Raw genomic sequence first — 23598 nt, 5'->3', positions numbered from 1 at the left:
AATGCGAAACGGGATGCGGTATCTCTCTCTGGCGCTCCTGACGCTTTGCGCACATGCGCATGCAGAGACGGCGCTTGGGGAAATTAACATTCAGCTTTACGGCAATATTGTGGACTTTACCTGCGTGGCGGAGGGGGACGACAGCAATAAGACCGTCACGCTCGGCACCTGGCCAACGAAACAGCTTCGCACTATGGGAAGCCGGACGCAGCCCGTGCCGTTCACCCTCAAGCTGACCGGATGCCCTCCCGGGGCGGCTTCGGTCACGTTTACGGGGAAGGTTGACGGGCATGATAACAGCCTGCTGGCGCTGAATGATGCCAGCGCGGCCAGCAACGTGGCCGTGGAGATCCTTGACCGGGATAAAACGCGCCTCGCCTTGCAGCAGGCCAGCCAGACGGTATCGGTGGATGCGCAGGGAAATGCAGAGCTGTCGTTTTATGCCAATTATATCGCTACGGCGGATAATCCGCAGCCGGGCCGGGCTGACGCCGATGCAACGTTCATGATTAATTATAATTAATTAAATCCACTCTCCCTGTAACGGTTATCCGTTGCAGGGAGAGTGTCAGGTTACAATAATTCGTGCGCTTTCGCGTAATCAATTAATTCAACGATACTCTGCACGCCCAGCTTCGAAAAGATATTAGACTTATGGGCGCTAATTGTTTTGTTGCTAAGTAATAATTGATCGGCAATCTCCTTATTAGATAATCCGTTCGCCAGATACCGCAAAACCGTCACCTCACGATTCGATAAAGGCATATCCACAGCGGCGCCTGTCCGGGAGCCCAGATGATTTATAAAACTCAACGTTTCTGACGGGAAAAAAGAATAGCCCATCAGTATCATTTCCACTGCGTTATAAATTTCTCCCAAATCTTTTCGCTTGCTGACAAAACCATTGGCCCCGGCGCGAATGGCGCGGCCGGCATAGAAGGCTTCTGATTTTGAAGAGAGGAAAAGCACCTTAATGTCTTTGTTTAAGTTTCTGATTCTTTTCAATAATACGAACCCATCCGTGCCCGTCATTTCAATATCCAGAATGACCAGGTCGATAGGGTGGTTGCGTATACAGTCAAGGACTTCGTGGCTGTCGCCTGACTTCAGTTTTACCTGGATGTTTTTATTTTTCTGTAGCAGGACTTCTATCGACATTCTGACGATAGGGTGTTCGTCCATAATGATAACGGATGCCGGTTTCATTTTTTATGCCTCAGATTGTTAAAAGCGTTATGCTGAGTTTTGTAAAAACTCTCGAAAAGCCGGAAGGATAATTGCGCAGATCCTTCTACGGTAAATGTCCCGGGGAAGAGCGAAAGCATCCTTGTTTACGTAGTGTGATATCGATGCCTCAGCGCAGTTATCTCATAAGGCTGGTTATGGCAAAATGATTTTTCTTATTAGTGTGTCAAACACGTCTTATTATACCGTTTAAGTAATGTCCGAAAAGCCTGTAAATTAATATCCATATATTGCTGATTATTATCTTCTGGATCTGAATCGCTACCTTTTTAAATTTAGCAAAAATGTCCTGATATTGCATTTACCACACACTTTCATCTTTATGTAATAACAAAAAATAAACGATATTACTGTATGTTGCTAAAATGTTAACAATACGAAGTCTGTGACGGAGGTCATCCTGCCCGCTCGCCACCCCTGATATCCGCGCTTTCGCACGTCATCGCCCCTTTATAAACGCCTCAGGCCAGGCTTAAGATCCCGGCGTATGAACAGCACTATCTGCTGTTTTCTTCACCTCTCATCGCGTTTATTTACACGTAAATCGCTTGTTTTTACACCATTATCACTCTGTTAACGAAAACGTCAGGTCCTTAACCCCTGGATAAAAGTACTCTGATTGAGCATATAAACAGCATTTCGCGCGGTTGAGGGCGAAGAATTAGGAATAGTTATAAAATCGAAGGTTTTGTTAAAAAACACAAAAATTTAACATATATCCTAAGTATATTCCTAAAGGTCTTTAGGAATTAAGGGGTTATTGAATACGTTAATACGTGAAATCTGAGAGGTTGTTGAGAAGATGTAGCAACTCGTGACGATGGTTCAGTCCAAGTTTCGCCAGGATGCAGCTGAGACGGTAAATAATGCGGCTATAGGGGCGATTCTGTATCTGCGCGATCTGACGCAGGGAGCTACCCTGCGAAAGCGCCTGTAAGATTGGCCATTCTTCCCTGGAAAACCACTCTTTTTGGTGGCCGACGGGAGACGGCGGCTCCAGCAACGTTTGTTGCATAGCCAGCGACGAAAGCTGCCGTTCAAGCACGTGAAAAGGGCCAGCCGCTTTGCAAAACAGGCGTGTATCGTAATCATCGGCGCGGATGAGCAGGTAGGGGGTCAGGAAGGGAGGGTACAGGCTGTGGCGTCGTAATCGGTCCAGCAGGTCAATCAGCGGCGAGGCGCGACTCTCTACATCTACCACCAGACGTGATGAAGGCCATTGATTCAAATCGCTGAGGGCTGCTTCCAGCGTGGAGTAGTCGCAGCAATTGCTCAGGGGCGAATGCCCGCTCAGAAAACCGGAACGGAAAAAGTTATCCTGTGTGACCAGAACGATAAAGGGAGCATCGGTTTTGCGGGTCTGGTTGATTGACTGGCTCAAATATTCGAGACGATCAAAAAATGGGAGAGCAAAAGGCGAGTGCGTAGAACCCAGTGAATCACTTCCTGTCCGACGACGCCGGTAACGGCGTACTGTCATTCGCATAGCTTCCCTCTTGGCGATGACCGTTCAGTCCTCCTGCCATCTCCAGGATGGCCAATAATATCCCTGACCGAAGCGCGCGCCAGCCTGAAGCGCACACTCACGATCCTTTTCTGTTTCAATGCCTTCTATAAGCACATTGGCAGTAATTTTTGAACAAAGCGCGACCAGCTGCGTCAGCGCTGGCGTTGCACGTAGTCGCCAGAAAGCCATCTTATCGATTTTGATTCCGCTTAACGGCAGACGGCAGGATAAAAATGCGCGCCCTGACGCTTCATCAATATCATCCAGCCAGATCCGATGCCCCTGCGCCGTCAACTGCTGAAGCGCACAACTTACCTTCAGACGTGTCGGGTCTGAGAGGGAAAAGAACGAGGCAGGCTCCACGAGTTCAATGTTCAGCGGCGGGCTGTTAAGTTGCAGTAAGCGCTGGAACATATCCGGGATGGTCAGAACGGTTATCGGCACATTTATGAAAAGGTTGTCACAGAGAGAGGGGTTTTTTAACGCAGCGATCTGGGCTTCCAGCAGCATAAGCGCCCGGGCGGCGGACCAGTCGCGGAAAAAGTCTTCGCTTTGCTGATGCGGTGACAGCACGCTGAGCACTTCGGCCCCAATTGTGCGAGAAGAGGAGAGGGCGACAATGGGTTCAAGCTTGATGCCTGTAATGTCGCGTGAGATGTGCTGCACGCACGAGGGGAAACCTGTCTGGTCTGGCGCTGTCACTCCGTCGTCCTGTTCACTTCCAGCCTCCAGGTGGCCGGGATACCGCAGGACAGTGTGACGGCGAAGTAAACAGGAAAACAGCAGGCGTTACTTAAAAGCGGCTAAGCCTTTTCGCAGCCCGTAAAAGGAGCATAAATGTTGAAAAAACAGCCGTATTTACAATCAGCTAGTCATTATCGGCAGAGAAGGCGGAAAAGGCATTGACTCACTACGCATTGACCGTATAATTCCAGGCGTTTCACCACCGCGAAGTATACTCTTCTCCGTGCGCCCTTAGCTCAGTTGGATAGAGCAACGGCCTTCTAAGCCGTAGGTCGTAGGTTCGAATCCTACAGGGCGTGCCATTAAATATCATACACTTACGCCAGTTTCAAACCAGCCTGATTTTCTCCTTGTGTCGTATTTGTGTCATGGTTGCCAAAAATGGCATCAATTTTCCGTGCGTGTTCGCTTAAATGGTTCGGTGCCAGGTGAGCATATCGACGGACCATTTCGATTGACTCCCAGCCTCCCATTTCCTGAAGAACTGACAGCGGAACTCCAGACTGAATTAACCAGCTCGCCCAGGTATGCCGGAGGTCGTGAAAACGGAAATCCTCGATACCTGCTTTTGCCAGACCAATTCGCCAGGCACTGTTATCGTCGACCCGCATTTTACGGACAGCCGGCGTGACGGTTTTATCTGGTCGAGTCGATGGCTTAGTGTGAACGAATACCCACCTGGAACTTTTACCAATCTGATCCCTTAACACCCTGCATGCGGTATCATTCAGAGCTACGCCGATAGCTTTGCCCGCCTTCGCGTTCTCCGGATTTATCCATGCAACCTTTCTCTGCATATCGACCTGTTGCCACTCCAGATCAATGATGTTGGAGCGGCGCAGGCCGGTTGCCAGAGCAAATATCACCACTGGCTTTATTGACTCAGGCATACAAGCTATAAGCCTTTCAGCCTCATCCCTGGTTAGCCAGCGAATGCGTTTGCTGATTGGCTTCTTGGTTTTAATAACCGGGGACGACTTAATCCATCCCCAGTCATTAGCTGCCGTCTTCAGCAACGACCGCATGAATGACAGGTGCTGGCTCTTTGTAGCCTGACTCACTGGCTTTTCAACATACGGAGGCGGCTCCTTGCCTCTGCGTATCGCCGCGTCCCTTCTCGACTCCCAGACCTGAATATGCTTGCGGTTAACCATCTTCGAGACAGCATCGTATACCTGCTCGGCTGTGATGGTCGAAACATCCCTGCCCGAGAAATGCTTCAGGAAGTATTCGATTTTGGTCTTGTCGTCATCCAGTGACCGCTTATGTTCCTTCTCCCGAATCCACCTGATGCAGCATTCCTCAAACGTCCTTGTCGGTAACTCCCCGATTTTATCCACGCGCCACGCTTCTGCCTTCAGCCGGTCGTGCAACTCCTGAGCTTGTTTCTTGTCCCCCGTGCCAAGAGATTGTCTAATTCTTTTCCCTGACGGTGTAACGAAATGACAGTGCCACACTCCGCCTCTGAGGGTGATTGACATAAAAACTCTCCTTTATGTTCACCCGCGCTCGCGGAAACAGGATCGCGCGGGTCATGTAAATACGCAATACAGGCAACGTCGGTGGTGCGGTATTTGTTACCGATCTTCTTGCCAGCAAGCTGTCCTGAGTCGATTAACCTGTAGACTGTTCGCGGCGAAGTAAGAAGGAGGTCTGCCGCCTGTCTGGCGGTTAGCGTTTTGGCTTCAACCATCATGTACTCCAGACAAAAAGAAACCGCCTAGTGGCGGTCTTATCAGATATGAACACGCCTCATCGAGTGTGAGGCTGTGTGATTCCATGGTTACTCCTTGAAGGCAAAGTCACAGGGCACCAATTTCCCAATCTCAAGCATGAATTCTCCGTAATGCCTATCGACAACATCCTGATTCCCGTTGCGATAATATTTTGCATCCACACATTGCTTCACAACCAACGCATCAGAACCAAACTGGTCAGCTGTGATATCCACAATCAATGATCCTGCCGCCGTTTCAACCTCCACCCAATAATGCCCACTTCCAACGCCACCCTTAAAGAACCCTCCATCATCCTTTCCGTCACCACCGCGAACAATTGATTGAAAACCAGTAAACTGACTTATCATAGTGTGGACAAGATGAGCTCCATACAAACAGGCGCCCTTGGTATTGTCTTTGTTCATGCAGTGAAGAAGGGCATCTTGCAGTATCCTTCGCGCAAGGTAAGCGATTTCTTCTATTTTCTTCATTATCTATCTCCAATAAAAAACCGCCATTGCGGCGGCCTAGTCGATGCGGATGCCAGCTACTTCACCGGCGAGTATTTTATCTGCGAGCTCAAGGTAAAGAGGACCAATTCCAACCACTTCGATAGGCGCTGCTCCCGCGGCGATATGTAGAGCTTTTGCTAAATTCTCGCGCTTCTTATCTGCTTCTGATCGGATGGGGCGAAACATCCAGTTGTTGCTTTGAAACTCTTCCGTAAAATCCCCTATCTCAACTAACCGCATTCCATTATGTTCACTAGTAGCCTTGTATAAGCACCATGTGCGGCCACCATCCACTGACACCTCTGCTTCTGTTCCCACAGGAGGCAACCCATCTCCATCCCATTCTGGCTTGCTGGCTGCAAGTGCAGCTTCGTATTGCTCGCGGGTGACATAGCCTTCAGCATCAGACGAAATGTTAAGGTCTATACCCTTCAAGGAGCTTCCATCCCAATAAGCAAATACTCTCCAGTACCCATTTGTTGCTATATGGTCTGCGCCCTCTGGCCAGCCTCCACGCTTCGGCAATTCCCGCACCAAAATATCAATCAGTTTCACATCCATCTCCTTACGCTAATTTCTTATACACGCGAGGCTCATCAACAGTAGCCGCGCGAAGTTCATGCTCTGCGTGAGAACTGTAATCACCGGAGTCCCACGCGATGCGATACCATGTCGGCCTGTTCTCCTGCTCCGTGACGCCATCAACCACTCCTTTGATATCGCCTGACTTGTGCTTTACGATTGCGCCCACAGCAAATTTAGCCATAACAAGCCCTCTGACATGTGAATGAGTGAAGAGATAGCGCTCAGAGCCATAATTCCGACTATGAGCCAGATAATTGGGTTGGCGTGCATGGTGACTCCGGATAAAGAAAAACCCGCGAGGTGCGGGTTTGTTATGCTGCGTATTTCCTGTAAAGTGCACTGTCTAGCAAAGCATCCCTTACCCTGCTGGCGGTATTGGCGATCAACATTGCCTCTTCTCTTGTTGAGAAGCTTCCAAGGTGCAGTTTCTTGCCATCAACTTGTATTGCGGCTATCCATTTTTTTTGCCGTCCATGCCAATGAACGCCTATCACACCGGACTTATTCCTTTTGCTGATGCCTGGATTCTGGTTATTTTCAGCAAGCGTGCATGGGCGAATGTTGCACCAGCGATTGTCATTCCTTATCCTATTTTTGTGATCAACCGCTTTAGGCCACCTTCCAGTCATATAAAAAATAGCCAGTCTGTGAGCCCTATATCTCTTGCTGTTAATATAAATTTCGATGTATCCCGACTTGTTTAGGCTCCCTGCGATATCTCCCTTCCTTAGATTCCGAATGCTTTTTAGTCGATAAAAATTTCCAGTTTCAGGGTCATAAAAGAAAAGACGCTTAAGTTCCTCAAGAGAGACAACATCAGACATTTGCTACTCCTTTGCCTGCTGCGGCGCGTTCTGCGTCATAAAGCCATGCATCTATCGGGTTTAAAGAGTTCTCAATCGGCGCACCGCCAGATTGGTGCATAAGAGCCTTTGCACGTAAAAATAGTTCCTCCCGCAACTCCAGTTCAGCAATCCGCCTCTCTGCGTCTTCCAGCTCATCCAGCAGCGCCAGTAAATCGCGAGTTGGTACCATGAAGTTCGGCATGAAGTTATCTTTCGCCTTTTCTGCTGTTAGGCGCAGATCCTGTTTGTCGATGATGCTCATTGGGCGGACTCCTGCTTTTCACGGCATTGCTTATTGAGTTTGTTAAAAACATCCCGAAATGTTGGATATTCTTCCTTGGAAACTTTGCTTAAATATCGATGAGCAATCATTCCGGTTTCTTCATCCAGGACAATGCGCCCGTGCTTCACGCCCGTCACAAAGAAAAAACGAGGGTGTTTTCGCCACTGGATGATTAATCCATCTTCTATCGCCTTCTGCATGAAGTCAGGAATGTCCACCGAATCGCCGAATGCGATTTTCATCTCCTCCAGCTCAATGGCGTCTTTTGTTCTCTGTATGCTGTTTTCAAGATTCCGCAGAGCATCGCTTTGCTTATCCCATTTATTCAGAGTTGCGCGTCCGTTTCGCTTGTCGTTGAGCGGTTGACCGTTGGCCTGCTTCACGGTATCGAAATGCTGCTGCAATTTATCGCTGAATAACTTTTCTTTTTTGGAAAGGGATGCTTTAAGAACCTCAAGGCGCTTGCTCATGACTGCACTCCTTTGCGAAGCTGGGCGGCGAATGCATTGGCGAAACGCTGTAAATCTGCGGTAACCATCACTATGTAGCTGTCATCTCCAAACTCATCCATCAGTTGCTCGGCTTCAGAGGCCATCATCTCCACACCCTGCGCCCGCACTTCAGCAAGGAAAGCGTCGGTAGCCGGGGTTTCGTCCAGGGCACGACAAACATCATCATTCCCGGATATGTTTTCTTCCCCACATGCTTCGCAGACAGTAAACCCAGCCGCATGGCAGCTAATGGCATCTTTCAGCCCCGCATTCTCCGCAGCCAACTTCTCGTAGTCCTGATAGCTTACGTATCCACCATCTCTCAGATTGGTAAATAATCCCTGCGCATTGATTCCATATCTCGTCACGCTCATTTCTTCACCCTCTGGTTTAACCACGCTGTCAGGAATTTGTTCTCGTTCACGCTCGGGAATGATTGACGCTTCAGCATTTCTTCGCGTGGGATATCGTTGATGGGTTTGAAGCGGTGGCGGGCTACGAGCTCGTTTGGAGTGATGCCCGGGTCGTACGTTAATCCGATCATGCTACTTTCCTCATATTCTTTTCGCGCTTACGTAGCAGAGCCACTCGCCCTCTGATTGACTCAAATCGCCGACCAAGCATGCTTGCTATGTCCTTTTGCTGAATTCCGTCCCGATACAGATTCATCAGGAGAGCGTCTTCCTGTGAGCTCCATGCCTTTTGAGTGAATGCGGTTGAAAGCGAGTATTTCTGCGCGAGGTAATAAAACTGTGAGATGGTGATGCCTAAACGGTCAGCGGCACGGCATGCGACCATACGACCGCACACCGCCGTCATTTCTTCCGGAGTGATGTTTAGCTTTCGCATTGTGTAAAATCAGGAGTTAGCTAAATCCGCCTTATGCAGATTGTGTATTTCGTCGAGCTTGGAAAGCAGCTCATCATTGTTGCCGATGACGCCTTTAGTTCTGTTGTAAGCAACTTCAAGCTTTGCTGAATCCATGCTTAATGCGTTATCAGAGAACCATTTCAGCGCCGTTTCCGGTGTAGCCTGCGGTTTTACCTCAAGCTTTCGAACCCGGTGCTCCTGCCGCTTACCACGTGATACCGAAAGCATCATTGAGAAATCAGCCTCAACGTCGCTCATTGCATAAATCTTGATGCCGCCTACCGCTACACCACCGAACCTCACAGAGGCATCACCAACTAGCGTAAGAGAGCGTCCAACCCACGAATGGCCATCTGCACCCCAGCCGCCAATTAACACGCGACGCATCGATTTAGACGGCTTGTACGGACGACCATCGTAACCTTCAAGGTCGATAAATACTGGCTGCTCTGAATTGCCGGCCCTGACAGCTTTAATGACTGCCGTAATGCTTCGAGTCTGAACATCTTCAAAGTTAATTTGGTCGGACTTTGGAATGATTGTGCGTGAAAGGTCCATTATAGAATTACCTCGTCATCGTATTCATTATCCAGCAAATAGGCCGGAACGTTAATTTCGTTGGATGGAAGCACAATTCCTTCGTACTTCATTGATTCGTTTTTTCTGCATGCAACAAGCTTGTCTAAAGCTGCGTACATTTCGCGATACCCAAGCTCAAGCGATTCCTCGCCGATGTAGTACATGCAGTTGCGATATGGCGGTGAGTTCTCGATAGCGAAGAAGGCGAACTGGTTATATTCGATGCCCGTTGCCAGCCTGAGAACGTAGAGATAGAAGGCTGCCTGAATGTGGTACTTATACTGACCAAAAGCATTGCTGAATCCGCGCTCAGAAGCGTCTCTACAGCTTTTAACGTCAAGAGGGTATACGAGGGTGTCAGATAGCCTGTCGAAGCGGCATTTAAGCATCAGGCCCGTTTCTGGGCACTCTGCAAACATGGATACCTCTGAGTTCCCTTTGGTATTCATGTAGTCCATGAAGTCATCATTCAATCGCGAAGACTCATACATCCTCTGTACGGTATCTACTTCGCTACCTATAAGGATAAAATCAGCTGGAAATTGCTTCGTGAGTTCCTTGTATTCTTTGCTGGCACGAGATGTTATTTCTTCGCGCTTTGCATACCGGCACTGATACACATCAGGCTCAAGCAACGCTGCATGAATCGCACTTCCAATGTGCGCTGATTTACTGCCGGTGAATTTGTTGAAGAAGTGGTTAGCAGGACTTACGCTGATGGCTTTGACTGTCGTAGAACCTATTGCCTCGTCAGCGTGATAGTCCTCATTCGACATGCCGTAATATACGCCAGGCTTCATGCTGCATCCTCGAATGTATGACGGCGCATAAAGATAGACATTGCATATTCCACTTCCACGCGCGGTCTGAATATGTCCCACATAACCTCTCCGGCGAATTCCTGATAGTTGCAGTCGTCTTCGGCAAGCCATTCCACAGCTGCTTTCGTGTAGTCATCAGGCCTGTGTGATTCGAGCATGTTGAGCACCGGTCGCATGTTCGCGCACAGCATCTCAACCTGCTTATCAATCGCTGCATTGTCAGCGTCGCTAAAACTAGCGATGATTTGCTTAATCTCTGTTTTTTCTGTCATCGTCAGGCGCATCTTCTGCATCCTCATTCTGCTGTTTCAACATGTCCTGCATAAGGCGGACAAAGGCATCTTCTGACCAGGTATCTGCAATGCTCACGGCTGCACCTTTTGATTCAGAAACTCAACCAGACGCTCCAGCAAGCTCTTAACGCGAGGCTGCTTGAAGTCAGCGCCCGTCAGAATATTGCGGCGCGAGTGTTGAATGGACGTGATGGCATGGAAGCTACCCATCGGGGTAGCCCCTGCGAGATTTAATGTCTGCATGGGTAGTTCCTTATGTTGTATGTGATTGCATAGCGACTGAGCACCTGAATAAATGCTCACTGATATGCAGGTAAAAAAATGGCCTCACGAAGAGGCCAAGATGACAACAAGGGGTATTTAATCAGACACTATCGAGTCGTCCTCAATAGTACGAGCGCGGATTGGCTCACAATGCGGAATCGGTGAATCCGCATTAGGCGCTAATCAAATAATGAATTCCTGTTTTCTTCATAGCTCAACACGAAAATATGCACGGCGTGAGATAGCGTATGTCCATATGCGCTCTCAAACTTTGTAGATGAATCATTCACAATCCATAGCCTGTCCCCCTTCCTGATTCGTGCAGCCTGGTCTATCCCGTAGAGACTTATTAACTCTTCAGTGTCTGTTGTGATTCCTTTCTCTTTCAGTCTCTTCACTGCTTCCTCTGGAGGTATAATGTTGATTGTCATATTCACCTCTGTGGCTTGCTGCCAAAAGAAAACCCGCCGTAGCGGGTTTATTCAATTTCTATCTCGACGTTGAATCCGGGATAGTCTCTTGCATCATCAAGGTCAGCAATCACGTTAGCTTTTAACTCTTCAGCAGACATCTCAACCTCTGCCAACTCTGCTTCGGTAACTTGAATTATGATTTTCATTTTTCCCCTCACGTGTAAGTTGCGCCAATTCTATCATGCGGATACTTGCTGCCAAAAGAAGGCCGACTATGCGGCCTATTCATCGTCGTAACTCAGGCCTTTGTTTTCATATTCGTCGCCATAATTAGCGAGCTTTTCTTCAATCAGCTTTCGCAAGTCTGCCTTGCCATGACGCATCACACCGAAGTGGATAACATTTCGAATTAACGCATCAGCGTTGTTTTCACCTTCACGATTGACCTTCGGAATATCTATCGTTGTGCTGCCAACGATGGTGTCAATCTTCAATGTGCATTTCCCTGATAACTGCACCTGCTTACCCATATTTACCTCGCTGTAACGTTATTAGACTTACGATGACCAGCTGCGAAAAGCGCCACTTCTGGCAGACAAACAGCGCCACCTTCAACTTCCTTCTGACGCGTTCCGGCAAGCGAAATGGCTCTTGAAACACGCTCACTACAGCCTTCCGACAGCCGTGAAAATGCACGGTCAATCTTTTTACAGTAGGCTTTCATCTCTAACTTCTCTGCTGCCTTCTTTGCGTTGAAAGCTGCAAGGCGACGAGCTTGATTTCTGTTCATATGGATACCTCCTGTGAATGCTTTGGTGATTGGATGGCAGGCGCTGATCTCCTGCATAGATACCTAGCCGTCCCGACCCGCTTACAAGATATCTGGCATGAATCAGGGCAAGGGCGCGCCACCTGATTCGGTCGATGTTATGTTCCTGCGCATCAGCCTGCGCATTCATCCAATCCCGAAGCATTCACTTCGGCCTCAGATTCTGAGGATTAAATTTTTAAAGAGCCACGAACCCAGTTCCTTGTTCGCATTCAGCTTCCTGCTGATGGCTAGATAATCACAGATTGTGTTTGTTGTGTCAACACGAATTGTGATTATATTTATCACGAAGCGTGTTTGCATTGATTTTTAAGGGAATTTAGTTTTAGCGGGATAATAAAAAACCCGCCGAAGCGGGTTGTGGTGTTTTAATGCGATGTTATATCAGGAGAAACGCATCATCATCTGCACTGCTACACCAATGATTTTGCAATTACCATCGATAGGAATCAGGGGGTAAGCTGGGTTAAGGCCTTTAAGGTACTTGCTTCCGCCATCGATTATCAATTTTTTGAATGTAGCTTCGTTTGCATCGGTTAGTTTGGCTATTACAAGGCTACCATTTACTGGCTCTTTGCCTGTATCGAAAAGAACCAGCATTCCTTCTGGAACGCTTAATCCTGTAGGTGCAGTCATAGAATCACCCTGAACCCTAAGCCAGAATGCGTCTCCAACGACGTGGCAATCTGATTCATACCACTCATCGACTGTTTGTGCGTTATATGGTTCCACGGCCTCGCACCAGGCACCTGCGCTAACCCAGCTAATCAATGGGAATTTTACCCCTGGCTTGTATTGTCCCTGATAGTCGTCGCCAAAAAGCAGCTCAGCCGTGGCAACTCCCAATGCCTTTGCGATCACTTCCGCGTCTTCAACACTAACGCTTCTTGTGCCTGATTCATAATTTCCGATCCGAGATTGTGAAGCCCAGCCGCAAAGCTCCGCCAAAGCCTTTTGAGAAAGGCCTTTTGTCTCTCGCAATCTCTTCATTCGCGCGGCGATAGTTTCTGTTCTTTTCATGCGCATTTTATATCACGTTCCGTGTTGCGTGGCTTTACACGATTTGTGTTGACTGTTAATCACAATTTGTGTTTAATGTATGTTGAGTGACCCAGATTTTAAGGAAAACTATGAACAACATTGCCAATGAACGGAAAAAACTTGGCATCACTCAATCTGCGCTGGCTTGCGCATGTGGCTGGAACCAGTCGCGCTTAGCCAACTATGAGGCCGGTATCCGGGCTCCAGATTTAGAGTCATGCCGAAGCCTGGTTAAGGCACTGAATAAGCTTGGTGGAAAAACGAACCTAGATTCTCTTTTCCCTCCACGCAAAAAAGCAGCATAAGCAGTACCGCTCTTTAATAATCTGCCCCTCAGAATCTGAGGACAACCAACGCATCAACCGATGCGTATTCAACTATTTAACTAAGGAAATCATACGTAATGGAACTAGCAAATCACAGCAAAAAGGTACGCGAAGTGGAAACAGAGCTTCGTGCCCGACTCGTTTCAATGGGTCAGACAAATTTCGCAAAGATGGCGGGATGGGCTGATTCAAAGGTGAGTAGATTAAACATCCACGATATGGCGGTGACGTTCGTTCTTCTGGAGAAGGTATGGGAGACAAGCCTTATTCGTGAAGTGGCAAGACAGGCTATTGCAGCTGTGATGCCAGAAAGCAAAAAGCGCCCGGTGGTGGCCGGACGCTCTGAGCAAATCAGCATCGAATTCTAGAGACACTGTGTTACGCCAAGTAACAGGAGTAATTATGACAAAACCACTCAGTCCTTACCAGGACAAAATGCACAAAAACATACTACGTGATCGCTTCCTGTCCAGCTTCAAGCAGCCTGGTCGATTTCGGGCTGAGTTGGAGAAAGTGAAGCTGATGCAGAAGGAGAAAGGTCATGAGTAACGTATCTAATCTAGCCGAAGCCAGAGAGGCCAGAAGGCTCCAGAAACCGCATCAAAGCAGCGGTAAGGGGTATGCCTTGCTGCACCGTAAAATCATGGATGTGCCGTTTTACAAGGACGCTGAAGCATCACATCTGTGGGTTCACTTAATCCTGAAAGCAAAGCATGCACCTGAGCATGTGATGACTGACGCAGGAGAAATTCTGGTAGGCAGAGGGAAGCTGCTTAGCGGAAGAAACGCTCTGGCGTTTGAGACAGGACTCAATCCTGATCGCGTTCAGTACCTGCTGAGAAAGTTTAAGAAGCTCGGCATGATTGACTGGGTTTCACACGGTAAATTCTCAGTTTTCTCGGTAGAAAAATATGACGATTATCAGTCAAATTTTGTACCAGCAGAGTACCAGCAAATTACCAGCGCGAAGCCAGTTATACCAATGCCTGCAAGCGACACTGTACCAGCAGATTACCAGCAAATTACCACAGATAAAGAATTTAATAATATCTCTTCTACTAACGTAGAAGAGAGTGCCGTAGCAGCACCAAAAACTGAGAAGAAGAAATCATCTATCAGTTGTCAGCAAGTCGTCGATGTCTACCACGAGTTAATACCTGAAGCACCAAGAGTCAGGGCGCTAAATGACAAACGCAAAAACCAGATTCAGACGTTCTGGAGAAAAGCCGGAGTCATCACCCGTCAGCTTGATGGTCATGGCTTCACTTTGGAAGACTGGAAATCTTACCTGAACTATGTCGCTTCAAACTGCCGCTGGATGTTTGAAGAAAGACAGAATCCGCAGCGAGGAACTGTCTGGCACAAAAAGGGATTTGACTTCCTTCTGAATGACAACACCTACCTGAAAGTACGCGAGGGAGAGCACGATGACAGATAACGTGTTTGCGCCACCTCACAGCATTGAAGCTGAGCAGGCGGTGATTGGCGGATTGCTTCTGGATGACGACAGCAGCGAGAGGACGCAGAAGGTTCTTTCCATTCTCAAGCCTGAGTCATTCTACAGCCGACCACACAAACTCCTGTACGAAGAAATGACCCGCATGTACCGAGAGCAGAAGCCAGTCGACGGACTAACCCTGTTTGACGAGCTTGAACGCAAAGGGCTGACTGAATCTGTTGGTGGCTTTGCCTACATCGCAGAGATCGCAAAGAATACCCCAAGTGCTGCAAACATCGTTGCATACGCTATGCAGGTGCGCGAAACGGCTATGGAGCGTTACGGCATTCAACGAATGACGGAAGCGGCAGAGCTTCTCTATGCTAGAAACGGAATGACGGCAACCCAGAAATACGAGGCAATTCAATCTATTTTCACCCAACTCTCTGACCATGCAAAAACTGGATCACGCAAAGGTCTCAGAACCTTCGCCGATGCAGTTGAGTCCTGGTCTAACGAGTTTGATGAGCGAGTTAAGCCTGACGGAAAGTCACGAGGTCTCTCTACGGGCATTAAGTCGTTCGATGACAAGCTCGGCGTGAAGAAAATCGTCAGAGGAAGCCTGTTTATTATCGGTGCAAGGCCGAAGATGGGTAAAACAACGTTCTACACACAGATGGCGGTTAATTGCGCCACAGTGGAGAACGAGCCTGCATTGATGTTCTCTCTGGAGATGCCTGAGAGCCAGATGGTCGAGAAGATTACCGCTCAGAAAGGACGTATCAGCCCAAATCTTTTTTACCCGGACATGAGCAAGGACGACTTTGGCTATCGCGGAGACTGGGATAGCGACATGCAGAAAGCAACCGGTGTCATGAGTTCTCTTATCGCGACGAACAACCTGCTGATTGATGACACGCCTGGCATAGGGCTTGCTCACATAGTTTCAGAGGCCCGCAGGATTAAACGAGAGCGCGGTAAGGTTGGGATGGTGCTGGTTGACTACCTCACCCTGATGACCGCAGAGAAAGCTGACAGGAATGACCTGGCCTACGGGATGATCACCAAAGGTCTCAAGATGCTGGCCAAAGAACTGGACTGTGTAGTTGTACTTCTGACTCAGTTGAACCGAGAGCTTGAAAAGCGCGTTGATAAGCGCCCACTGCCTAGCGATTCGCGAGATACCGGGCAGATAGAACAGGATTGCGACTACTGGACCTATATCTACCGACCAGGAGCATACGATGAAAGCATTGACCAAAGTGAAACTGAGTTAGGGCTGAGACTGAACCGTCATGGCGAAACCGGTGTGGTTTATTGCAATCAGCGTAACGGAGTTATCTACGACTGTGACCAGGAAGCAGCTCAGGCCCGCCGAAGGGAGCAAGAAGATAAACCCAAAAAGAAAGGGGGATTCTAGTGAACACACGAGACAAAATACTCAACCATCTCGAAAGCAACAAACCAACATCAGCAAGAGAGTTTCACCAACTTACCGGCGCACCAAAATCCCGCATCACCCAACTACTCCGCGAACTCACAGAATCAGGTCAGCTTGAAATCCACAGCGTCCATAACGGCATAAAGCGTTATCGGCTGACTGAGCTTCATGCTAACCGTCGCCAGGCGATTCTGGACTGGCTGGATAGTGGCAGAGAGGGCACGTCATCGGTTATCTCAGAAGCAACAGGAGTAGACCTGCAAATGACAGCTCAGATTCTGGCATCACTGAGCAAGCAGGGTGAGGTTTATCGGGAATGGTTAGGCCGTGAGAAGGTCTGGCTGTATCGCAAGAATGCACCGTTTACGTTTGGCTTAGCCAACCCACTGACTGCATTTATCAACCAGAGATTGAGAGAGGTGCGAAGTGTTTAAGAAGGGTCAGTTAGTTCAATCTTGGCTTACAGGCAAATACTACATAGTTAAGAGTGACTGCAAAAATTCAGAAGAATTTGTCGCTCTAAATTTACGTTCAAATAAAAAGTTGAGAACGACAATTCATAAGTCGCAATGTGAGATGCAACTAATAGGCAACAACTACCAGCCGAAAGATATGAACAAGGCATTAAGAGAGGTAAGGACGTGAAGGAATTACGAGACATTCTTGCATTAGCATTTTTCGCAGCTATTCCGATCAGCGGGTTCATCAGCGTGGCATTTCTGATGTACCACGAGAAATCCGGATGGGGATGGCTTCTGTTCGCAGTGATTTTGATTGCCGGCAGTACGCACATGAAAACAGGCGACTAACACCCCAGCACGCTGATGGAGAGTAATGATGATTAACGCAGTATTGATGAGCATAGTAGCCGGATTCGTAATAACTAACGGCTCTCTGGCACTGATGAGTTTTGTGCTTTGGCGTAACGAATTCAAATCGATTGGCATTAATAAAGTAATCAGGATGAACGTAATTTTCATGGCGCTGTATGGTCTGATTGGTTACGCCTTGATGACAATGTGATGGAGAGGAATATGGACGAATCAAGAAAGAAGTTTGAGCAGTGGCGGATTGCAAATAATGAATTTGCAAATATGGCAATTCTTAGCAATGGAGAGTACGCAGAAGTAACTACAAACTGTGCATGGCATGCATGGCAGGCATCTCGCGCCGCTATCGAGATTGAGTTGCCTGCATGGTTTGTCAGTGATGCTATTGCTGTGTACGACCGTGACGAGGTTGATGAAGTCATCCGCGCCGCTGGAATCAAAGTTAAGGAGTGAGTATGAGTAAATCTGTGTTTGTCGTTTGCGCCTTGGGATTCGAGGGTGAAATGGAGTCAATGGCCGCTTTCACCACTTATAGCAAAGCGCGGGATTATGTAGAGCGTAACGGATTCACATCATGGGCGATTGAGGAACTAACACCTGACGAGGAATGCCATGAGGAAAATAACGTTTGAACTAAGAAGCCCCATTCATCAGCAGAACGCCATTCAAGCAATACAGCAAATCTTCCCCGACCAAACCAAGCCAATCATCGTAACCATCCAAGAGCGCAACCGCAGTATAGACCAGAATCGCAAACTCTGGGCTTGTCTGGGTGATGTCTCGCGTCAGGTCGAATGGCATGGTCGATGGCTGGATTCTGAAAGCTGGAAGTGCATCTTCACCGCAGCATTAAAGCAGCAGGACGTTGTGCCTAACCTCGCTGGCAACGGTTTTGTGGTGATAGGCCAGTCAACCAGCAAGATGCGCGTTAGCGAGTTCGGAGAGCTTCTTGAGCTTATCCAGGCATTTGGCGCTGAGAAGAATGTTAAGTGGTCTGATGAAGCCAGATTAGCGCTTGAGTGGAAAGCCAGATTTGGAGATGCGGCATGAAGAAACAGCGACGAAGCATAACTCAAATCGCAATGGACAATATGATATTCATCCCCACCAAGCGCTCCAGAAACAAACCCAAGCCAGTACCTACCGAATCAGACGTAACAACCTTCAACTACACCGCGCACCTGTGGGATATACGCTGGCTGCGTGACCGCGCGAGGAAATAGCTATGAGCGCAGAAGAAGACTACATCGAGCGTTTCTCTGACCTCATGGAAGATGCAGAAAGCGAAGGAGTCGACGGCATAAACATCATGATGAATTACCTGATGGCTTATGTGGAGGCAATGACAGAGGGCGAAGACGAGCAAGGGATTATCTGGCAGTTAGGCGACAAAGACCTTGTCATTTCCATTGAGCCAGCAGAACAAACAGCGAGGTTTCACTGATGCTTACTCCATGGCCTCAAGAGTACGAAAACTGGAGCATACGTAGAACGTTGTGCGCCGGCTGCACGAAGGAACTAACGCCAGAGGAAACCTACGCATGTACTGAATGCGTGGATGAGTGGCTGATTTATCGTGATCCGAACGGAGATATCTCAGATGGCAATATACCGGAGCAGTAAATGGCTTCAGGCAGTCAGGGAGATAGATTGCTGCGTTCTGTGTGGTCGATATGGAGTTCAGGCGGCACATCGCAACGAAGGGAAAGGAATAGGAATGAAGGTTGATGACTGTTTAACGGCGGCGCTATGCGAACAATGCCATACGCGCATAGACAACGGAAAGGACATGACCCGGGAAGAACGTAGGGCTGAAATGGACAGAGCCATTGTCTTGACGCTGCAAAAGTTAACACGCGAAGGGAGGGTAACAGTGCGATGAACGAAAAAATTCTTCTAGAGCTACTGACATACCACCCAGAAAGCGGGTTATTTACATGGAACGTTAGCCGCGGGAAAGCAAGGAAAGGGAAGGTGGCCGGTTATGAAATGACGGGTGGATACATAGGGATATTCTTTAACAAAAAGCTATATAAAGCCCACAGGCTTGCTTGGTTTTTCACGCATGGAGATTTCCCTTCTGGCGAAATTGACCATATCAACTGCAACAAAAAGGATAACCGCATAAATAATCTGCGGGTGGTGACCACGGCTGAAAACCTTAGAAATAGAGGGATGCAAAAGAGAAATACCTCCGGTGTAAAAGGTGTTAACCGTAAAAAGGGAAGGAATGGATGGGAGGTAAGAATAGGCGTAAATCATCGCAGGATTTTTCTTGGAATTTTTGATGATATCGAACTTGCTGAACTAGTAGCGAAAGAAGCACGTGCAAAATTCCATGGAGAGTTCGCTAATGATGGAGACGTTTATGCCTAGATACATTATCAAGCTTCCATGGCCACCTTCGGTCAACAAGTACTGGCGACACTCACGAGGCATCCACTACATCAGCGATTGGGGAAAGAGATACCGAAAAGAAGTAATCGAAATAATCCAGCAACAACAGTTAGACATCAAAATCACACCTCGCATCAGAATCACCATCCACGCAGCACCTCCCGATAATCGCAAACGAGATTTGGACAATCTGCCCAAAGCCGTTTTTGACGCACTCACCAGTGCGGGCTTATGGCTGGACGACGGTCAGATAGACGATATGCGCATTAAGCGTTGTCAGGCGATTAAAGGCGGGATGCTTGTGCTGGTAGTAACTGAGACGTGCGGTAGCTTGCCAATGATTACAGAACTACTGGAGGCAGCATGACAGACATAAGCAGAGAAGTCTGTGAGGAATATCTGGATGCGCTGGTAACAGTAGAGCTATCCGTACGATTCGCACAGCTCGAAGACCGCAAGATTAACGCCACCATCCGCGCAACAGTGACCGAGTTACTCAAGCGCATCCGCGACAAGAAAATCCGCGCCATCTTCGCAGGTTTAGCCCGTCAGCCATTCCCTGATGGAGCACTGAAGATGATGCGTCGCCAGTTAGACAGCTTAGTAGGAGAACCCGTATGTGCAGCGTAACCAACATCCAGCAAGTCAAGTGGCAGCGTCAGCGCGATATGCACACCGAGCAGGTGCTTATTGGCAAAGAGCATGAGCTTGAGCGCAGTCTTGATTATGTGCGCGAGCAGTTGCGCGAAGTGCGTAATCGGCTGGGAACGAATAAGCCAACTGGAGGAGATGCAGCATGAGCCTATTCCAGTGCGAGAATTGTGGTTGCGTAGAAAATACGGCGCTTTCATCGCAAGGGTTCAATGGATTTTTCGAGAAGTTATACGACTGGTCATATGCTCCAGAACGAAAGGGGATGAGGCTATGCAGCGCGTGTGGACCGGTGAAATACAGCGACGGTGAAGATACAGAGTACGGAAAATGGCACAAGGTATTCCCTCGTCAATATCTCCCGCTAGGAATGTTCGAGACCAACGAGGTAGGTAATCTCGCGCATAAGGAAACAAAGAGCGATGACTATAAGCCATACATCATCAAGCAAGAGGGTAGCTGGCCTAAAGGAGAGTTATTGTGAAACGCACACCGATATTAGGCATGGTTAACTTCCTCGACGATGCTCATTTCCGCCGCGTATGGAAGCACCCGAAGAAAACCATCAACTCACGCCAGAAAGCATGGGTTCACTACATGCTACAGGTATGGGGCAAGGTCAACGCAGGAGATGATTCCCCGGGTGGTGCAATCAACGTTATCGGTCGCCTGATGATTCGCAGTCAGTGGAGTGATGACAAGGCCAAACAGATTGAGTCTGTAGTCATGCGCCTTTACGAAGAAGATGGACTGCGTGGAGATGCGCTATATCAGAAAGCTCGCGAACTGGTCATCCCTCAATCATCGTTCAGCAACATCATCGCTCTCGCCAAAGAATCCGATGATGCTGCTTTCGTTGAACGTGTGATGGTCAAGACGTTTCACCGTGAAAGCCCCGTCCGCGATGTAGCTATTAAGCGATATTGCAATCGCAATTGCACGCAAGATATCGCCAGAGTGATGAATGCAGTCACTGGAATGGATATCCAGTCTTGCAGGCGCAGGGTTGTCTGGTGCGAGAACGTGCTGGATTCAGAAATCTTTTATGCGATGAGGCGCGAAATTGAGAAGGAATTTCCACAGGCAGCATAATATTTAGGTAAACTTTCCTAAATAACTTGATTTCGCAAAATTGAAGTAGTACATTTTGTGTATGCTCGGAGCAAAAGCGAACTGAGCAGACGTAATCCGCTAAACGGTTATGAGGAAACGCTCCTGACGGTTCGAAATTGCGGTATCAGGAAATAATGAGCCCCGGCAGAAATGTCGGGGTTTTTTATTGGCGAAATCTGGTAAGGGCATTGGAAGGGTTCGACTCTCTTCCGTGGGCTTTTTCCTGCGATGCGAGACATCAATGCTCTTTCCAGTTTTCGTCACGTTAGCGACTTTGCGGACTTTTAAGAAACGGACCACAAAGATAAATGCAAACGATGATCAATTCCTGGCAGTAGCCTAACGGCTAAACACCAGTGAGGTATTCCGACTCCTCATCAAAGAATTCGGCGCACTGGCCCGGTGTGATTAATAATGGGCACCCACGGTTGAAAGCATTTAACAAGGCGAAAACCGGTAGACGCGACTAATGCCATCCGGGCGACAAGTGCTTTCAACCGTGGGTAACAACAGTCATATCGGCTTAGTAAATCCCATATCGGAGTCAGGTTGATCGCTGACCGGAATTGTCCACGAAACGGACTACTAACAGAGGTATGGCCTCTGGCGATGCTAAGCCATATCCCTCACGACCTTTCTGAAAGCGTCCTATCACCTATCACCAGAACACATCCAGATACCCTTGCACAATCGTGGCGACGGGGTAGGACGTTTTACACAAAAGAAAAACCCAGCGCTTGGCTGGGCTTCGTGAAGTGGGCGGCAGGAAGCTGTTGACGCAGCCCCCTGCCAGATTTGCTCACGCCGTTAATCGCGAACAAACCACGTTACAGATAACCGTATCCTGGATTTGTTCATGCAACAACCACGTTAATTCCTAATTTGAACAGATCCCCGAAATCTGGGGGTGGAAATGAACAAGATGCCATATAAAAGCGATCCGAACCTCTGGTCGATCCTAATCGCTTTCGGCATGACTCTAGTCGGCGCAATAGCCAGTTACTCCTTCAAAGTCCTCAACGGTGAAGCGTTTAGTTGGAGGACAATGTGCCTACAGCTCATCGTGTCGATATTCGCGGGACTCCTCATGATCATGATCGCAATCCACTACGGCTGGCCTCAAGAGGTCACAGGTGGCGTATGCGGCATGGCTGGGTGGTCAGGTTCTTCCCTAATCAAAGCCCTTGAAGGTAGATTCCTGAACAAGGCGTCTGGAGTAGTCGATGAAGATAAGCAGTAATCTGCAAGCGTTTCTCGACATGCTTGCCTGGTCTGAAGGGACCAGCCGAATCAAGGGTAGCGATAACGGGTATAACGTTGTCGTTGGTGGCTCACTCTTTACCAGTTATGCAGATCACCCTCGCAAACTGATAAGCCTGCCGAAGCTTGGAATTAAATCCACAGCAGCCGGAAGATACCAGCTTCTGTCGCGATATTACGATGCCTACAAAAAGCAGTTAGGGCTGAAAGATTTTTCACCTGCCAGCCAGGACGCTATTGCCATCCAGCAGATAAAAGAGCGCCGCGCTTTACCTGACATTGAATCGGGAAACATCAAAGCGGCAATTACCAAATGCTCAAACATCTGGGCATCTCTGCCGGGAGCTGGTTATGGGCAGCATGAGCACAAAATTGATGATCTGGTGAATAAGTACATCTCCTATGGAGGTGCCCTCCAATGAACCTGACATTCATCAAGAACCTCATCCCGTTCTTCTTTGCTGCAATCATCATTGGCTTCATCGTTAAGTTAGGCACGGATAACCGCCAGCTTAAAATCAGCAATGCTGCATTGATTGCAGAGGCTAAGCAGCTGCACAGCAAAAACGACGATCTGGCTAATACCTTGCAGAACCTCGCTGACCGCGTAGGCGATATGAATAAGCTTGTAGACAAAGAAGCTCGTCGCCGGTCAGCAGCAGAGATGAAATCACAACGCCTACAGGAAGAAGTGAAAGATGCGCTCAAAAACAATAAGTGCTCTATCGAGCTTATTCCTGATTCTGTCGTTGACCAGTTGCGCCGACAAGCAGATTCAGTACGAAACGGTAAAAGCGCCGACGATACCGATTCCGGCAAATCTTCTGACTGAATGCCCTGTGCCAGTAGTTCCTGAGCAGATGACGTTCGGTGACAGCATCCAGATGAACATCAACCTTCTTACTTCTCTGGATATCTGCAATGGACAGATACGGACCATAAGAGAGATAGAAGCTCATCCATGAGCATCTGACACAGTCTCTCCTCTGGACTTTAACCGTAGCAAATTCTCACAGCTTCGCATCCGCGGGGCTTTTTGTTTCCGAATTTCACCGCGCACCGCATGCGCATATAAACCACCGAACCAAACCCTTTGGAATGA

At 48.4% G+C, this 23598-nt stretch carries 47 protein-coding genes and 1 tRNA gene; 26 read left to right on the top strand and 22 right to left on the bottom strand.

Annotated elements, in window-relative coordinates:
• The first annotated feature begins 1 nt into the window (after position 1).
• The gene (gene sfmF, locus A3466_RS17325) at positions 2-523 is read left to right on the top strand and encodes a fimbria assembly protein (protein WP_063451624.1); all 522 of its coding nucleotides are present in this window, start codon (positions 2-4) and stop codon (positions 521-523) included.
• A gap of 50 nt (positions 524-573) precedes the next feature.
• On the opposite strand, the gene fimZ is transcribed toward sfmF, so the two are convergent.
• From fimZ to A3466_RS17310, 3 genes are all read right to left on the bottom strand, one after another.
• A complete protein-coding gene (gene fimZ, locus A3466_RS17320) occupies positions 574-1206 on the bottom strand; it encodes a fimbria biosynthesis transcriptional regulator FimZ (RefSeq protein WP_063451623.1) in 633 nt (210 codons plus the stop codon).
• A gap of 808 nt (positions 1207-2014) precedes the next feature.
• Complete coding sequence (locus tag A3466_RS17315) at positions 2015-2731, bottom strand: helix-turn-helix transcriptional regulator (RefSeq protein WP_063451622.1); 717 nt, start codon at positions 2729-2731, stop codon at positions 2015-2017.
• Between the two features lie 24 nt (positions 2732-2755).
• Positions 2756-3418, bottom strand: coding sequence for an EAL domain-containing protein (locus A3466_RS17310; protein WP_063451621.1), 663 nt, complete (start codon positions 3416-3418; stop codon positions 2756-2758).
• A gap of 303 nt (positions 3419-3721) precedes the next feature.
• Between A3466_RS17310 and A3466_RS17305 the strand changes: the two genes are divergently transcribed.
• Positions 3722-3798: transfer RNA gene (locus A3466_RS17305), tRNA-Arg, on the top strand.
• Between the two features lie 15 nt (positions 3799-3813).
• Here the strand turns inward: A3466_RS17305 and A3466_RS17300 are convergent.
• The 19 genes from A3466_RS17300 to A3466_RS17220 form a co-directional block, all read right to left on the bottom strand.
• Entirely contained in the window at positions 3814-4971 is a 1158-nt protein-coding gene (locus A3466_RS17300; protein WP_245167779.1) for a tyrosine-type recombinase/integrase, read from the bottom strand.
• Entirely contained in the window at positions 4854-5189 is a 336-nt protein-coding gene (locus A3466_RS23240; protein ID WP_074161076.1) for a helix-turn-helix domain-containing protein, read from the bottom strand. Before A3466_RS23240 ends, A3466_RS17300 begins: the two co-directional genes overlap by 118 nt.
• 90 nt (positions 5190-5279) lie before the next feature.
• Positions 5280-5705 carry a hypothetical protein gene (locus A3466_RS17295; RefSeq protein ID WP_082830951.1) on the bottom strand — a complete coding sequence of 142 codons (426 nt, stop codon included), beginning with the start codon at positions 5703-5705 and terminating at the stop codon, positions 5280-5282.
• A 36-nt stretch (positions 5706-5741) separates the two neighbouring features.
• Entirely contained in the window at positions 5742-6281 is a 540-nt protein-coding gene (locus tag A3466_RS17290; protein WP_131797722.1) for a hypothetical protein, read from the bottom strand.
• A gap of 10 nt (positions 6282-6291) precedes the next feature.
• Positions 6292-6492 carry a hypothetical protein gene (locus tag A3466_RS17285; RefSeq protein WP_063451618.1) on the bottom strand — a complete coding sequence of 67 codons (201 nt, stop codon included), beginning with the start codon at positions 6490-6492 and terminating at the stop codon, positions 6292-6294.
• Positions 6493-6622: 130 nt separating this feature from the next.
• Complete coding sequence (locus tag A3466_RS17280) at positions 6623-7135, bottom strand: HNH endonuclease (RefSeq protein ID WP_063451617.1); 513 nt, start codon at positions 7133-7135, stop codon at positions 6623-6625.
• Positions 7128-7418, bottom strand: a complete 291-nt coding sequence (locus tag A3466_RS17275) for a hypothetical protein (RefSeq protein WP_063451616.1) — start codon at positions 7416-7418, stop codon at positions 7128-7130. Before A3466_RS17275 ends, A3466_RS17280 begins: the two co-directional genes overlap by 8 nt.
• Positions 7415-7909, bottom strand: a complete 495-nt coding sequence (locus tag A3466_RS17270) for a hypothetical protein (protein WP_063451615.1) — start codon at positions 7907-7909, stop codon at positions 7415-7417. The genes A3466_RS17275 and A3466_RS17270 overlap by 4 nt, the downstream gene beginning before the upstream one ends.
• Positions 7906-8304: a hypothetical protein gene (locus A3466_RS17265; protein WP_063451614.1), complete on the bottom strand. Its 399-nt coding sequence runs from the start codon at positions 8302-8304 to the stop codon at positions 7906-7908. The genes A3466_RS17270 and A3466_RS17265 overlap by 4 nt, the downstream gene beginning before the upstream one ends.
• Positions 8301-8474: a DUF2737 family protein gene (locus A3466_RS22580; RefSeq protein WP_074161075.1), complete on the bottom strand. Its 174-nt coding sequence runs from the start codon at positions 8472-8474 to the stop codon at positions 8301-8303. The genes A3466_RS17265 and A3466_RS22580 overlap by 4 nt, the downstream gene beginning before the upstream one ends.
• A gap of 314 nt (positions 8475-8788) precedes the next feature.
• A complete protein-coding gene (locus A3466_RS17255; protein ID WP_063451612.1) occupies positions 8789-9358 on the bottom strand; it encodes a hypothetical protein in 570 nt (189 codons plus the stop codon).
• Positions 9358-10179: a PD-(D/E)XK nuclease-like domain-containing protein gene (locus A3466_RS17250; RefSeq protein WP_063451611.1), complete on the bottom strand. Its 822-nt coding sequence runs from the start codon at positions 10177-10179 to the stop codon at positions 9358-9360. Before A3466_RS17250 ends, A3466_RS17255 begins: the two co-directional genes overlap by 1 nt.
• The gene (locus tag A3466_RS17245; RefSeq protein WP_063451794.1) at positions 10176-10484 is read right to left on the bottom strand and encodes a hypothetical protein; all 309 of its coding nucleotides are present in this window, start codon (positions 10482-10484) and stop codon (positions 10176-10178) included. Before A3466_RS17245 ends, A3466_RS17250 begins: the two co-directional genes overlap by 4 nt.
• An 81-nt stretch (positions 10485-10565) precedes the next feature.
• Positions 10566-10736 (bottom strand): hypothetical protein, encoded by a 171-nt coding sequence (locus tag A3466_RS23475; RefSeq protein ID WP_165602766.1) that lies wholly within the window; start codon positions 10734-10736, stop codon positions 10566-10568.
• A 200-nt stretch (positions 10737-10936) separates the two neighbouring features.
• Positions 10937-11188 carry a hypothetical protein gene (locus A3466_RS17240; RefSeq protein WP_063451610.1) on the bottom strand — a complete coding sequence of 84 codons (252 nt, stop codon included), beginning with the start codon at positions 11186-11188 and terminating at the stop codon, positions 10937-10939.
• A gap of 47 nt (positions 11189-11235) precedes the next feature.
• On the bottom strand, positions 11236-11376 hold the full coding sequence (locus A3466_RS23470; protein ID WP_165602765.1) for a hypothetical protein: 141 nt from the start codon (positions 11374-11376) through the stop codon (positions 11236-11238).
• Positions 11377-11451: 75 nt separating this feature from the next.
• A complete protein-coding gene (locus A3466_RS17235) occupies positions 11452-11700 on the bottom strand; it encodes a hypothetical protein (protein ID WP_063451609.1) in 249 nt (82 codons plus the stop codon).
• Positions 11701-11702: 2 nt separating this feature from the next.
• Positions 11703-12017 carry a hypothetical protein gene (locus A3466_RS17230; protein WP_245167772.1) on the bottom strand — a complete coding sequence of 105 codons (315 nt, stop codon included), beginning with the start codon at positions 12015-12017 and terminating at the stop codon, positions 11703-11705.
• Between the two features lie 366 nt (positions 12018-12383).
• Positions 12384-13025 (bottom strand): LexA family protein, encoded by a 642-nt coding sequence (locus A3466_RS17220; protein WP_063451606.1) that lies wholly within the window; start codon positions 13023-13025, stop codon positions 12384-12386.
• 104 nt (positions 13026-13129) lie between these two features.
• Between A3466_RS17220 and A3466_RS22575 the strand changes: the two genes are divergently transcribed.
• The 24 genes from A3466_RS22575 (at position 13130) to lysC (ending at position 23461) form a co-directional block, all read left to right on the top strand.
• On the top strand, positions 13130-13345 hold the full coding sequence (locus tag A3466_RS22575) for a helix-turn-helix domain-containing protein (protein WP_074161074.1): 216 nt from the start codon (positions 13130-13132) through the stop codon (positions 13343-13345).
• A gap of 98 nt (positions 13346-13443) precedes the next feature.
• The gene (locus A3466_RS17215) at positions 13444-13734 is read left to right on the top strand and encodes a CII family transcriptional regulator (protein ID WP_062677034.1); all 291 of its coding nucleotides are present in this window, start codon (positions 13444-13446) and stop codon (positions 13732-13734) included.
• Positions 13735-13768: 34 nt separating this feature from the next.
• Positions 13769-13915: a DUF2740 family protein gene (locus A3466_RS23235; protein WP_088130987.1), complete on the top strand. Its 147-nt coding sequence runs from the start codon at positions 13769-13771 to the stop codon at positions 13913-13915.
• Complete coding sequence (locus A3466_RS17210; RefSeq protein ID WP_063451605.1) at positions 13908-14804, top strand: hypothetical protein; 897 nt, start codon at positions 13908-13910, stop codon at positions 14802-14804. The genes A3466_RS23235 and A3466_RS17210 overlap by 8 nt, the downstream gene beginning before the upstream one ends.
• Entirely contained in the window at positions 14794-16224 is a 1431-nt protein-coding gene (locus A3466_RS17205) for a DnaB-like helicase C-terminal domain-containing protein (protein WP_063451604.1), read from the top strand. Before A3466_RS17210 ends, A3466_RS17205 begins: the two co-directional genes overlap by 11 nt.
• Positions 16224-16679, top strand: a complete 456-nt coding sequence (locus tag A3466_RS17200; RefSeq protein ID WP_063451603.1) for a hypothetical protein — start codon at positions 16224-16226, stop codon at positions 16677-16679. Before A3466_RS17205 ends, A3466_RS17200 begins: the two co-directional genes overlap by 1 nt.
• 207 nt (positions 16680-16886) lie before the next feature.
• Entirely contained in the window at positions 16887-17054 is a 168-nt protein-coding gene (locus A3466_RS23465) for a hypothetical protein (RefSeq protein ID WP_165602764.1), read from the top strand.
• Between the two features lie 25 nt (positions 17055-17079).
• Positions 17080-17268, top strand: coding sequence for a hypothetical protein (locus A3466_RS17195; RefSeq protein WP_063451602.1), 189 nt, complete (start codon positions 17080-17082; stop codon positions 17266-17268).
• An 11-nt stretch (positions 17269-17279) separates the two neighbouring features.
• Positions 17280-17528, top strand: a complete 249-nt coding sequence (locus A3466_RS17190) for a hypothetical protein (protein WP_063451601.1) — start codon at positions 17280-17282, stop codon at positions 17526-17528.
• Positions 17529-17530: 2 nt separating this feature from the next.
• Positions 17531-17707 (top strand): hypothetical protein, encoded by a 177-nt coding sequence (locus tag A3466_RS23460; protein ID WP_165602763.1) that lies wholly within the window; start codon positions 17531-17533, stop codon positions 17705-17707.
• Positions 17688-18125, top strand: coding sequence for a recombination protein NinB (locus A3466_RS17185; RefSeq protein ID WP_063451600.1), 438 nt, complete (start codon positions 17688-17690; stop codon positions 18123-18125). The genes A3466_RS23460 and A3466_RS17185 overlap by 20 nt, the downstream gene beginning before the upstream one ends.
• Positions 18122-18298 carry a NinE family protein gene (locus tag A3466_RS17180; RefSeq protein WP_063451599.1) on the top strand — a complete coding sequence of 59 codons (177 nt, stop codon included), beginning with the start codon at positions 18122-18124 and terminating at the stop codon, positions 18296-18298. Before A3466_RS17185 ends, A3466_RS17180 begins: the two co-directional genes overlap by 4 nt.
• A 2-nt stretch (positions 18299-18300) precedes the next feature.
• Entirely contained in the window at positions 18301-18519 is a 219-nt protein-coding gene (locus A3466_RS17175; protein ID WP_063451598.1) for a hypothetical protein, read from the top strand.
• Positions 18519-18698, top strand: a complete 180-nt coding sequence (locus tag A3466_RS23935) for a NinF family protein (RefSeq protein ID WP_074161073.1) — start codon at positions 18519-18521, stop codon at positions 18696-18698. The genes A3466_RS17175 and A3466_RS23935 overlap by 1 nt, the downstream gene beginning before the upstream one ends.
• Positions 18676-18957: a hypothetical protein gene (locus tag A3466_RS23740; protein ID WP_063451597.1), complete on the top strand. Its 282-nt coding sequence runs from the start codon at positions 18676-18678 to the stop codon at positions 18955-18957. Before A3466_RS23935 ends, A3466_RS23740 begins: the two co-directional genes overlap by 23 nt.
• Before the next feature lie 92 nt (positions 18958-19049).
• On the top strand, positions 19050-19451 hold the full coding sequence (locus tag A3466_RS17165; protein ID WP_165602762.1) for an HNH endonuclease: 402 nt from the start codon (positions 19050-19052) through the stop codon (positions 19449-19451).
• A complete protein-coding gene (rusA, locus tag A3466_RS17160; RefSeq protein ID WP_063451595.1) occupies positions 19444-19839 on the top strand; it encodes a crossover junction endodeoxyribonuclease RusA in 396 nt (131 codons plus the stop codon). Before A3466_RS17165 ends, rusA begins: the two co-directional genes overlap by 8 nt.
• Positions 19836-20102 carry a hypothetical protein gene (locus A3466_RS17155; protein ID WP_063451594.1) on the top strand — a complete coding sequence of 89 codons (267 nt, stop codon included), beginning with the start codon at positions 19836-19838 and terminating at the stop codon, positions 20100-20102. Before rusA ends, A3466_RS17155 begins: the two co-directional genes overlap by 4 nt.
• Positions 20090-20272: a hypothetical protein gene (locus A3466_RS17150; protein WP_063451593.1), complete on the top strand. Its 183-nt coding sequence runs from the start codon at positions 20090-20092 to the stop codon at positions 20270-20272. Before A3466_RS17155 ends, A3466_RS17150 begins: the two co-directional genes overlap by 13 nt.
• Positions 20273-20627: 355 nt before the next feature.
• Positions 20628-21215 (top strand): hypothetical protein, encoded by a 588-nt coding sequence (locus A3466_RS22905; protein WP_432416618.1) that lies wholly within the window; start codon positions 20628-20630, stop codon positions 21213-21215.
• Positions 21216-22158: 943 nt separating this feature from the next.
• On the top strand, positions 22159-22476 hold the full coding sequence (locus tag A3466_RS17135) for a phage holin family protein (RefSeq protein WP_063451792.1): 318 nt from the start codon (positions 22159-22161) through the stop codon (positions 22474-22476).
• Positions 22460-22918, top strand: a complete 459-nt coding sequence (locus A3466_RS17130; protein ID WP_063451591.1) for a glycoside hydrolase family 24 protein — start codon at positions 22460-22462, stop codon at positions 22916-22918. The genes A3466_RS17135 and A3466_RS17130 overlap by 17 nt, the downstream gene beginning before the upstream one ends.
• Entirely contained in the window at positions 22915-23328 is a 414-nt protein-coding gene (locus A3466_RS17125) for a hypothetical protein (protein ID WP_063451590.1), read from the top strand. Before A3466_RS17130 ends, A3466_RS17125 begins: the two co-directional genes overlap by 4 nt.
• The gene (lysC, locus tag A3466_RS23930) at positions 23246-23461 is read left to right on the top strand and encodes an Rz1-like lysis system protein LysC (RefSeq protein WP_432416611.1); all 216 of its coding nucleotides are present in this window, start codon (positions 23246-23248) and stop codon (positions 23459-23461) included. Before A3466_RS17125 ends, lysC begins: the two co-directional genes overlap by 83 nt.
• Positions 23462-23598 lie beyond the last annotated feature (137 nt).

The organism is Enterobacter genomosp. S (genome assembly GCF_001631805.1).
GTDB lineage: Bacteria > Pseudomonadota > Gammaproteobacteria > Enterobacterales > Enterobacteriaceae > Enterobacter > Enterobacter quasihormaechei.
This window is presented reverse-complemented; position numbering and strand designations above follow the sequence as displayed.

Excerpts from the sequence above, each read along its gene's own strand:
- A3466_RS17315 (WP_063451622.1), bottom strand. The coding sequence starts at position 2,731 with ATGCGAATGACAGTACGCCGTTACCGGCGTCGTCGGACAGGAAGTGAT.
- A3466_RS23235 (WP_088130987.1), top strand. The coding sequence starts at position 13,769 with ATGACAAAACCACTCAGTCCTTACCAGGACAAAATGCACAAAAACATA.
- A3466_RS17125 (WP_063451590.1), top strand. The coding sequence starts at position 22,915 with ATGAACCTGACATTCATCAAGAACCTCATCCCGTTCTTCTTTGCTGCA.
- A3466_RS17230 (WP_245167772.1), bottom strand. The coding sequence starts at position 12,017 with ATGCAGGAGATCAGCGCCTGCCATCCAATCACCAAAGCATTCACAGGA.
- A3466_RS17175 (WP_063451598.1), top strand. The coding sequence starts at position 18,301 with ATGAGCGCAGAAGAAGACTACATCGAGCGTTTCTCTGACCTCATGGAA.
- A3466_RS17280 (WP_063451617.1), bottom strand. The coding sequence starts at position 7,135 with ATGTCTGATGTTGTCTCTCTTGAGGAACTTAAGCGTCTTTTCTTTTAT.
- A3466_RS17265 (WP_063451614.1), bottom strand. The coding sequence starts at position 8,304 with ATGAGCGTGACGAGATATGGAATCAATGCGCAGGGATTATTTACCAAT.
- A3466_RS17195 (WP_063451602.1), top strand. The coding sequence starts at position 17,080 with ATGATGATTAACGCAGTATTGATGAGCATAGTAGCCGGATTCGTAATA.
- A3466_RS17130 (WP_063451591.1), top strand. The coding sequence starts at position 22,460 with ATGAAGATAAGCAGTAATCTGCAAGCGTTTCTCGACATGCTTGCCTGG.
- A3466_RS23935 (WP_074161073.1), top strand. The coding sequence starts at position 18,519 with ATGCTTACTCCATGGCCTCAAGAGTACGAAAACTGGAGCATACGTAGA.
- A3466_RS23460 (WP_165602763.1), top strand. The coding sequence starts at position 17,531 with ATGAGTAAATCTGTGTTTGTCGTTTGCGCCTTGGGATTCGAGGGTGAA.
- A3466_RS17245 (WP_063451794.1), bottom strand. The coding sequence starts at position 10,484 with ATGCGCCTGACGATGACAGAAAAAACAGAGATTAAGCAAATCATCGCT.
- A3466_RS17205 (WP_063451604.1), top strand. The coding sequence starts at position 14,794 with ATGACAGATAACGTGTTTGCGCCACCTCACAGCATTGAAGCTGAGCAG.
- A3466_RS17240 (WP_063451610.1), bottom strand. The coding sequence starts at position 11,188 with ATGACAATCAACATTATACCTCCAGAGGAAGCAGTGAAGAGACTGAAA.
- A3466_RS23740 (WP_063451597.1), top strand. The coding sequence starts at position 18,676 with ATGGCAATATACCGGAGCAGTAAATGGCTTCAGGCAGTCAGGGAGATA.
- rusA (WP_063451595.1), top strand. The coding sequence starts at position 19,444 with ATGCCTAGATACATTATCAAGCTTCCATGGCCACCTTCGGTCAACAAG.
- fimZ (WP_063451623.1), bottom strand. The coding sequence starts at position 1,206 with ATGAAACCGGCATCCGTTATCATTATGGACGAACACCCTATCGTCAGA.
- A3466_RS17210 (WP_063451605.1), top strand. The coding sequence starts at position 13,908 with ATGAGTAACGTATCTAATCTAGCCGAAGCCAGAGAGGCCAGAAGGCTC.
- A3466_RS17180 (WP_063451599.1), top strand. The coding sequence starts at position 18,122 with ATGAAGAAACAGCGACGAAGCATAACTCAAATCGCAATGGACAATATG.
- A3466_RS17155 (WP_063451594.1), top strand. The coding sequence starts at position 19,836 with ATGACAGACATAAGCAGAGAAGTCTGTGAGGAATATCTGGATGCGCTG.
- A3466_RS17270 (WP_063451615.1), bottom strand. The coding sequence starts at position 7,909 with ATGAGCAAGCGCCTTGAGGTTCTTAAAGCATCCCTTTCCAAAAAAGAA.
- A3466_RS17150 (WP_063451593.1), top strand. The coding sequence starts at position 20,090 with ATGTGCAGCGTAACCAACATCCAGCAAGTCAAGTGGCAGCGTCAGCGC.
- A3466_RS17220 (WP_063451606.1), bottom strand. The coding sequence starts at position 13,025 with ATGCGCATGAAAAGAACAGAAACTATCGCCGCGCGAATGAAGAGATTG.
- A3466_RS17185 (WP_063451600.1), top strand. The coding sequence starts at position 17,688 with ATGAGGAAAATAACGTTTGAACTAAGAAGCCCCATTCATCAGCAGAAC.
- A3466_RS22575 (WP_074161074.1), top strand. The coding sequence starts at position 13,130 with ATGAACAACATTGCCAATGAACGGAAAAAACTTGGCATCACTCAATCT.
- A3466_RS22905 (WP_432416618.1), top strand. The coding sequence starts at position 20,628 with ATGGTTAACTTCCTCGACGATGCTCATTTCCGCCGCGTATGGAAGCAC.
- A3466_RS23240 (WP_074161076.1), bottom strand. The coding sequence starts at position 5,189 with ATGGTTGAAGCCAAAACGCTAACCGCCAGACAGGCGGCAGACCTCCTT.
- A3466_RS22580 (WP_074161075.1), bottom strand. The coding sequence starts at position 8,474 with ATGATCGGATTAACGTACGACCCGGGCATCACTCCAAACGAGCTCGTA.
- A3466_RS17295 (WP_082830951.1), bottom strand. The coding sequence starts at position 5,705 with ATGAAGAAAATAGAAGAAATCGCTTACCTTGCGCGAAGGATACTGCAA.
- A3466_RS17235 (WP_063451609.1), bottom strand. The coding sequence starts at position 11,700 with ATGGGTAAGCAGGTGCAGTTATCAGGGAAATGCACATTGAAGATTGAC.
- A3466_RS17215 (WP_062677034.1), top strand. The coding sequence starts at position 13,444 with ATGGAACTAGCAAATCACAGCAAAAAGGTACGCGAAGTGGAAACAGAG.
- A3466_RS17285 (WP_063451618.1), bottom strand. The coding sequence starts at position 6,492 with ATGGCTAAATTTGCTGTGGGCGCAATCGTAAAGCACAAGTCAGGCGAT.
- A3466_RS17135 (WP_063451792.1), top strand. The coding sequence starts at position 22,159 with ATGCCATATAAAAGCGATCCGAACCTCTGGTCGATCCTAATCGCTTTC.
- A3466_RS17250 (WP_063451611.1), bottom strand. The coding sequence starts at position 10,179 with ATGAAGCCTGGCGTATATTACGGCATGTCGAATGAGGACTATCACGCT.
- A3466_RS17275 (WP_063451616.1), bottom strand. The coding sequence starts at position 7,418 with ATGAGCATCATCGACAAACAGGATCTGCGCCTAACAGCAGAAAAGGCG.
- A3466_RS17255 (WP_063451612.1), bottom strand. The coding sequence starts at position 9,358 with ATGGACCTTTCACGCACAATCATTCCAAAGTCCGACCAAATTAACTTT.
- sfmF (WP_063451624.1), top strand. The coding sequence starts at position 2 with ATGCGAAACGGGATGCGGTATCTCTCTCTGGCGCTCCTGACGCTTTGC.
- A3466_RS23470 (WP_165602765.1), bottom strand. The coding sequence starts at position 11,376 with ATGAAAATCATAATTCAAGTTACCGAAGCAGAGTTGGCAGAGGTTGAG.
- A3466_RS17190 (WP_063451601.1), top strand. The coding sequence starts at position 17,280 with ATGGACGAATCAAGAAAGAAGTTTGAGCAGTGGCGGATTGCAAATAAT.
- A3466_RS23475 (WP_165602766.1), bottom strand. The coding sequence starts at position 10,736 with ATGCAGACATTAAATCTCGCAGGGGCTACCCCGATGGGTAGCTTCCAT.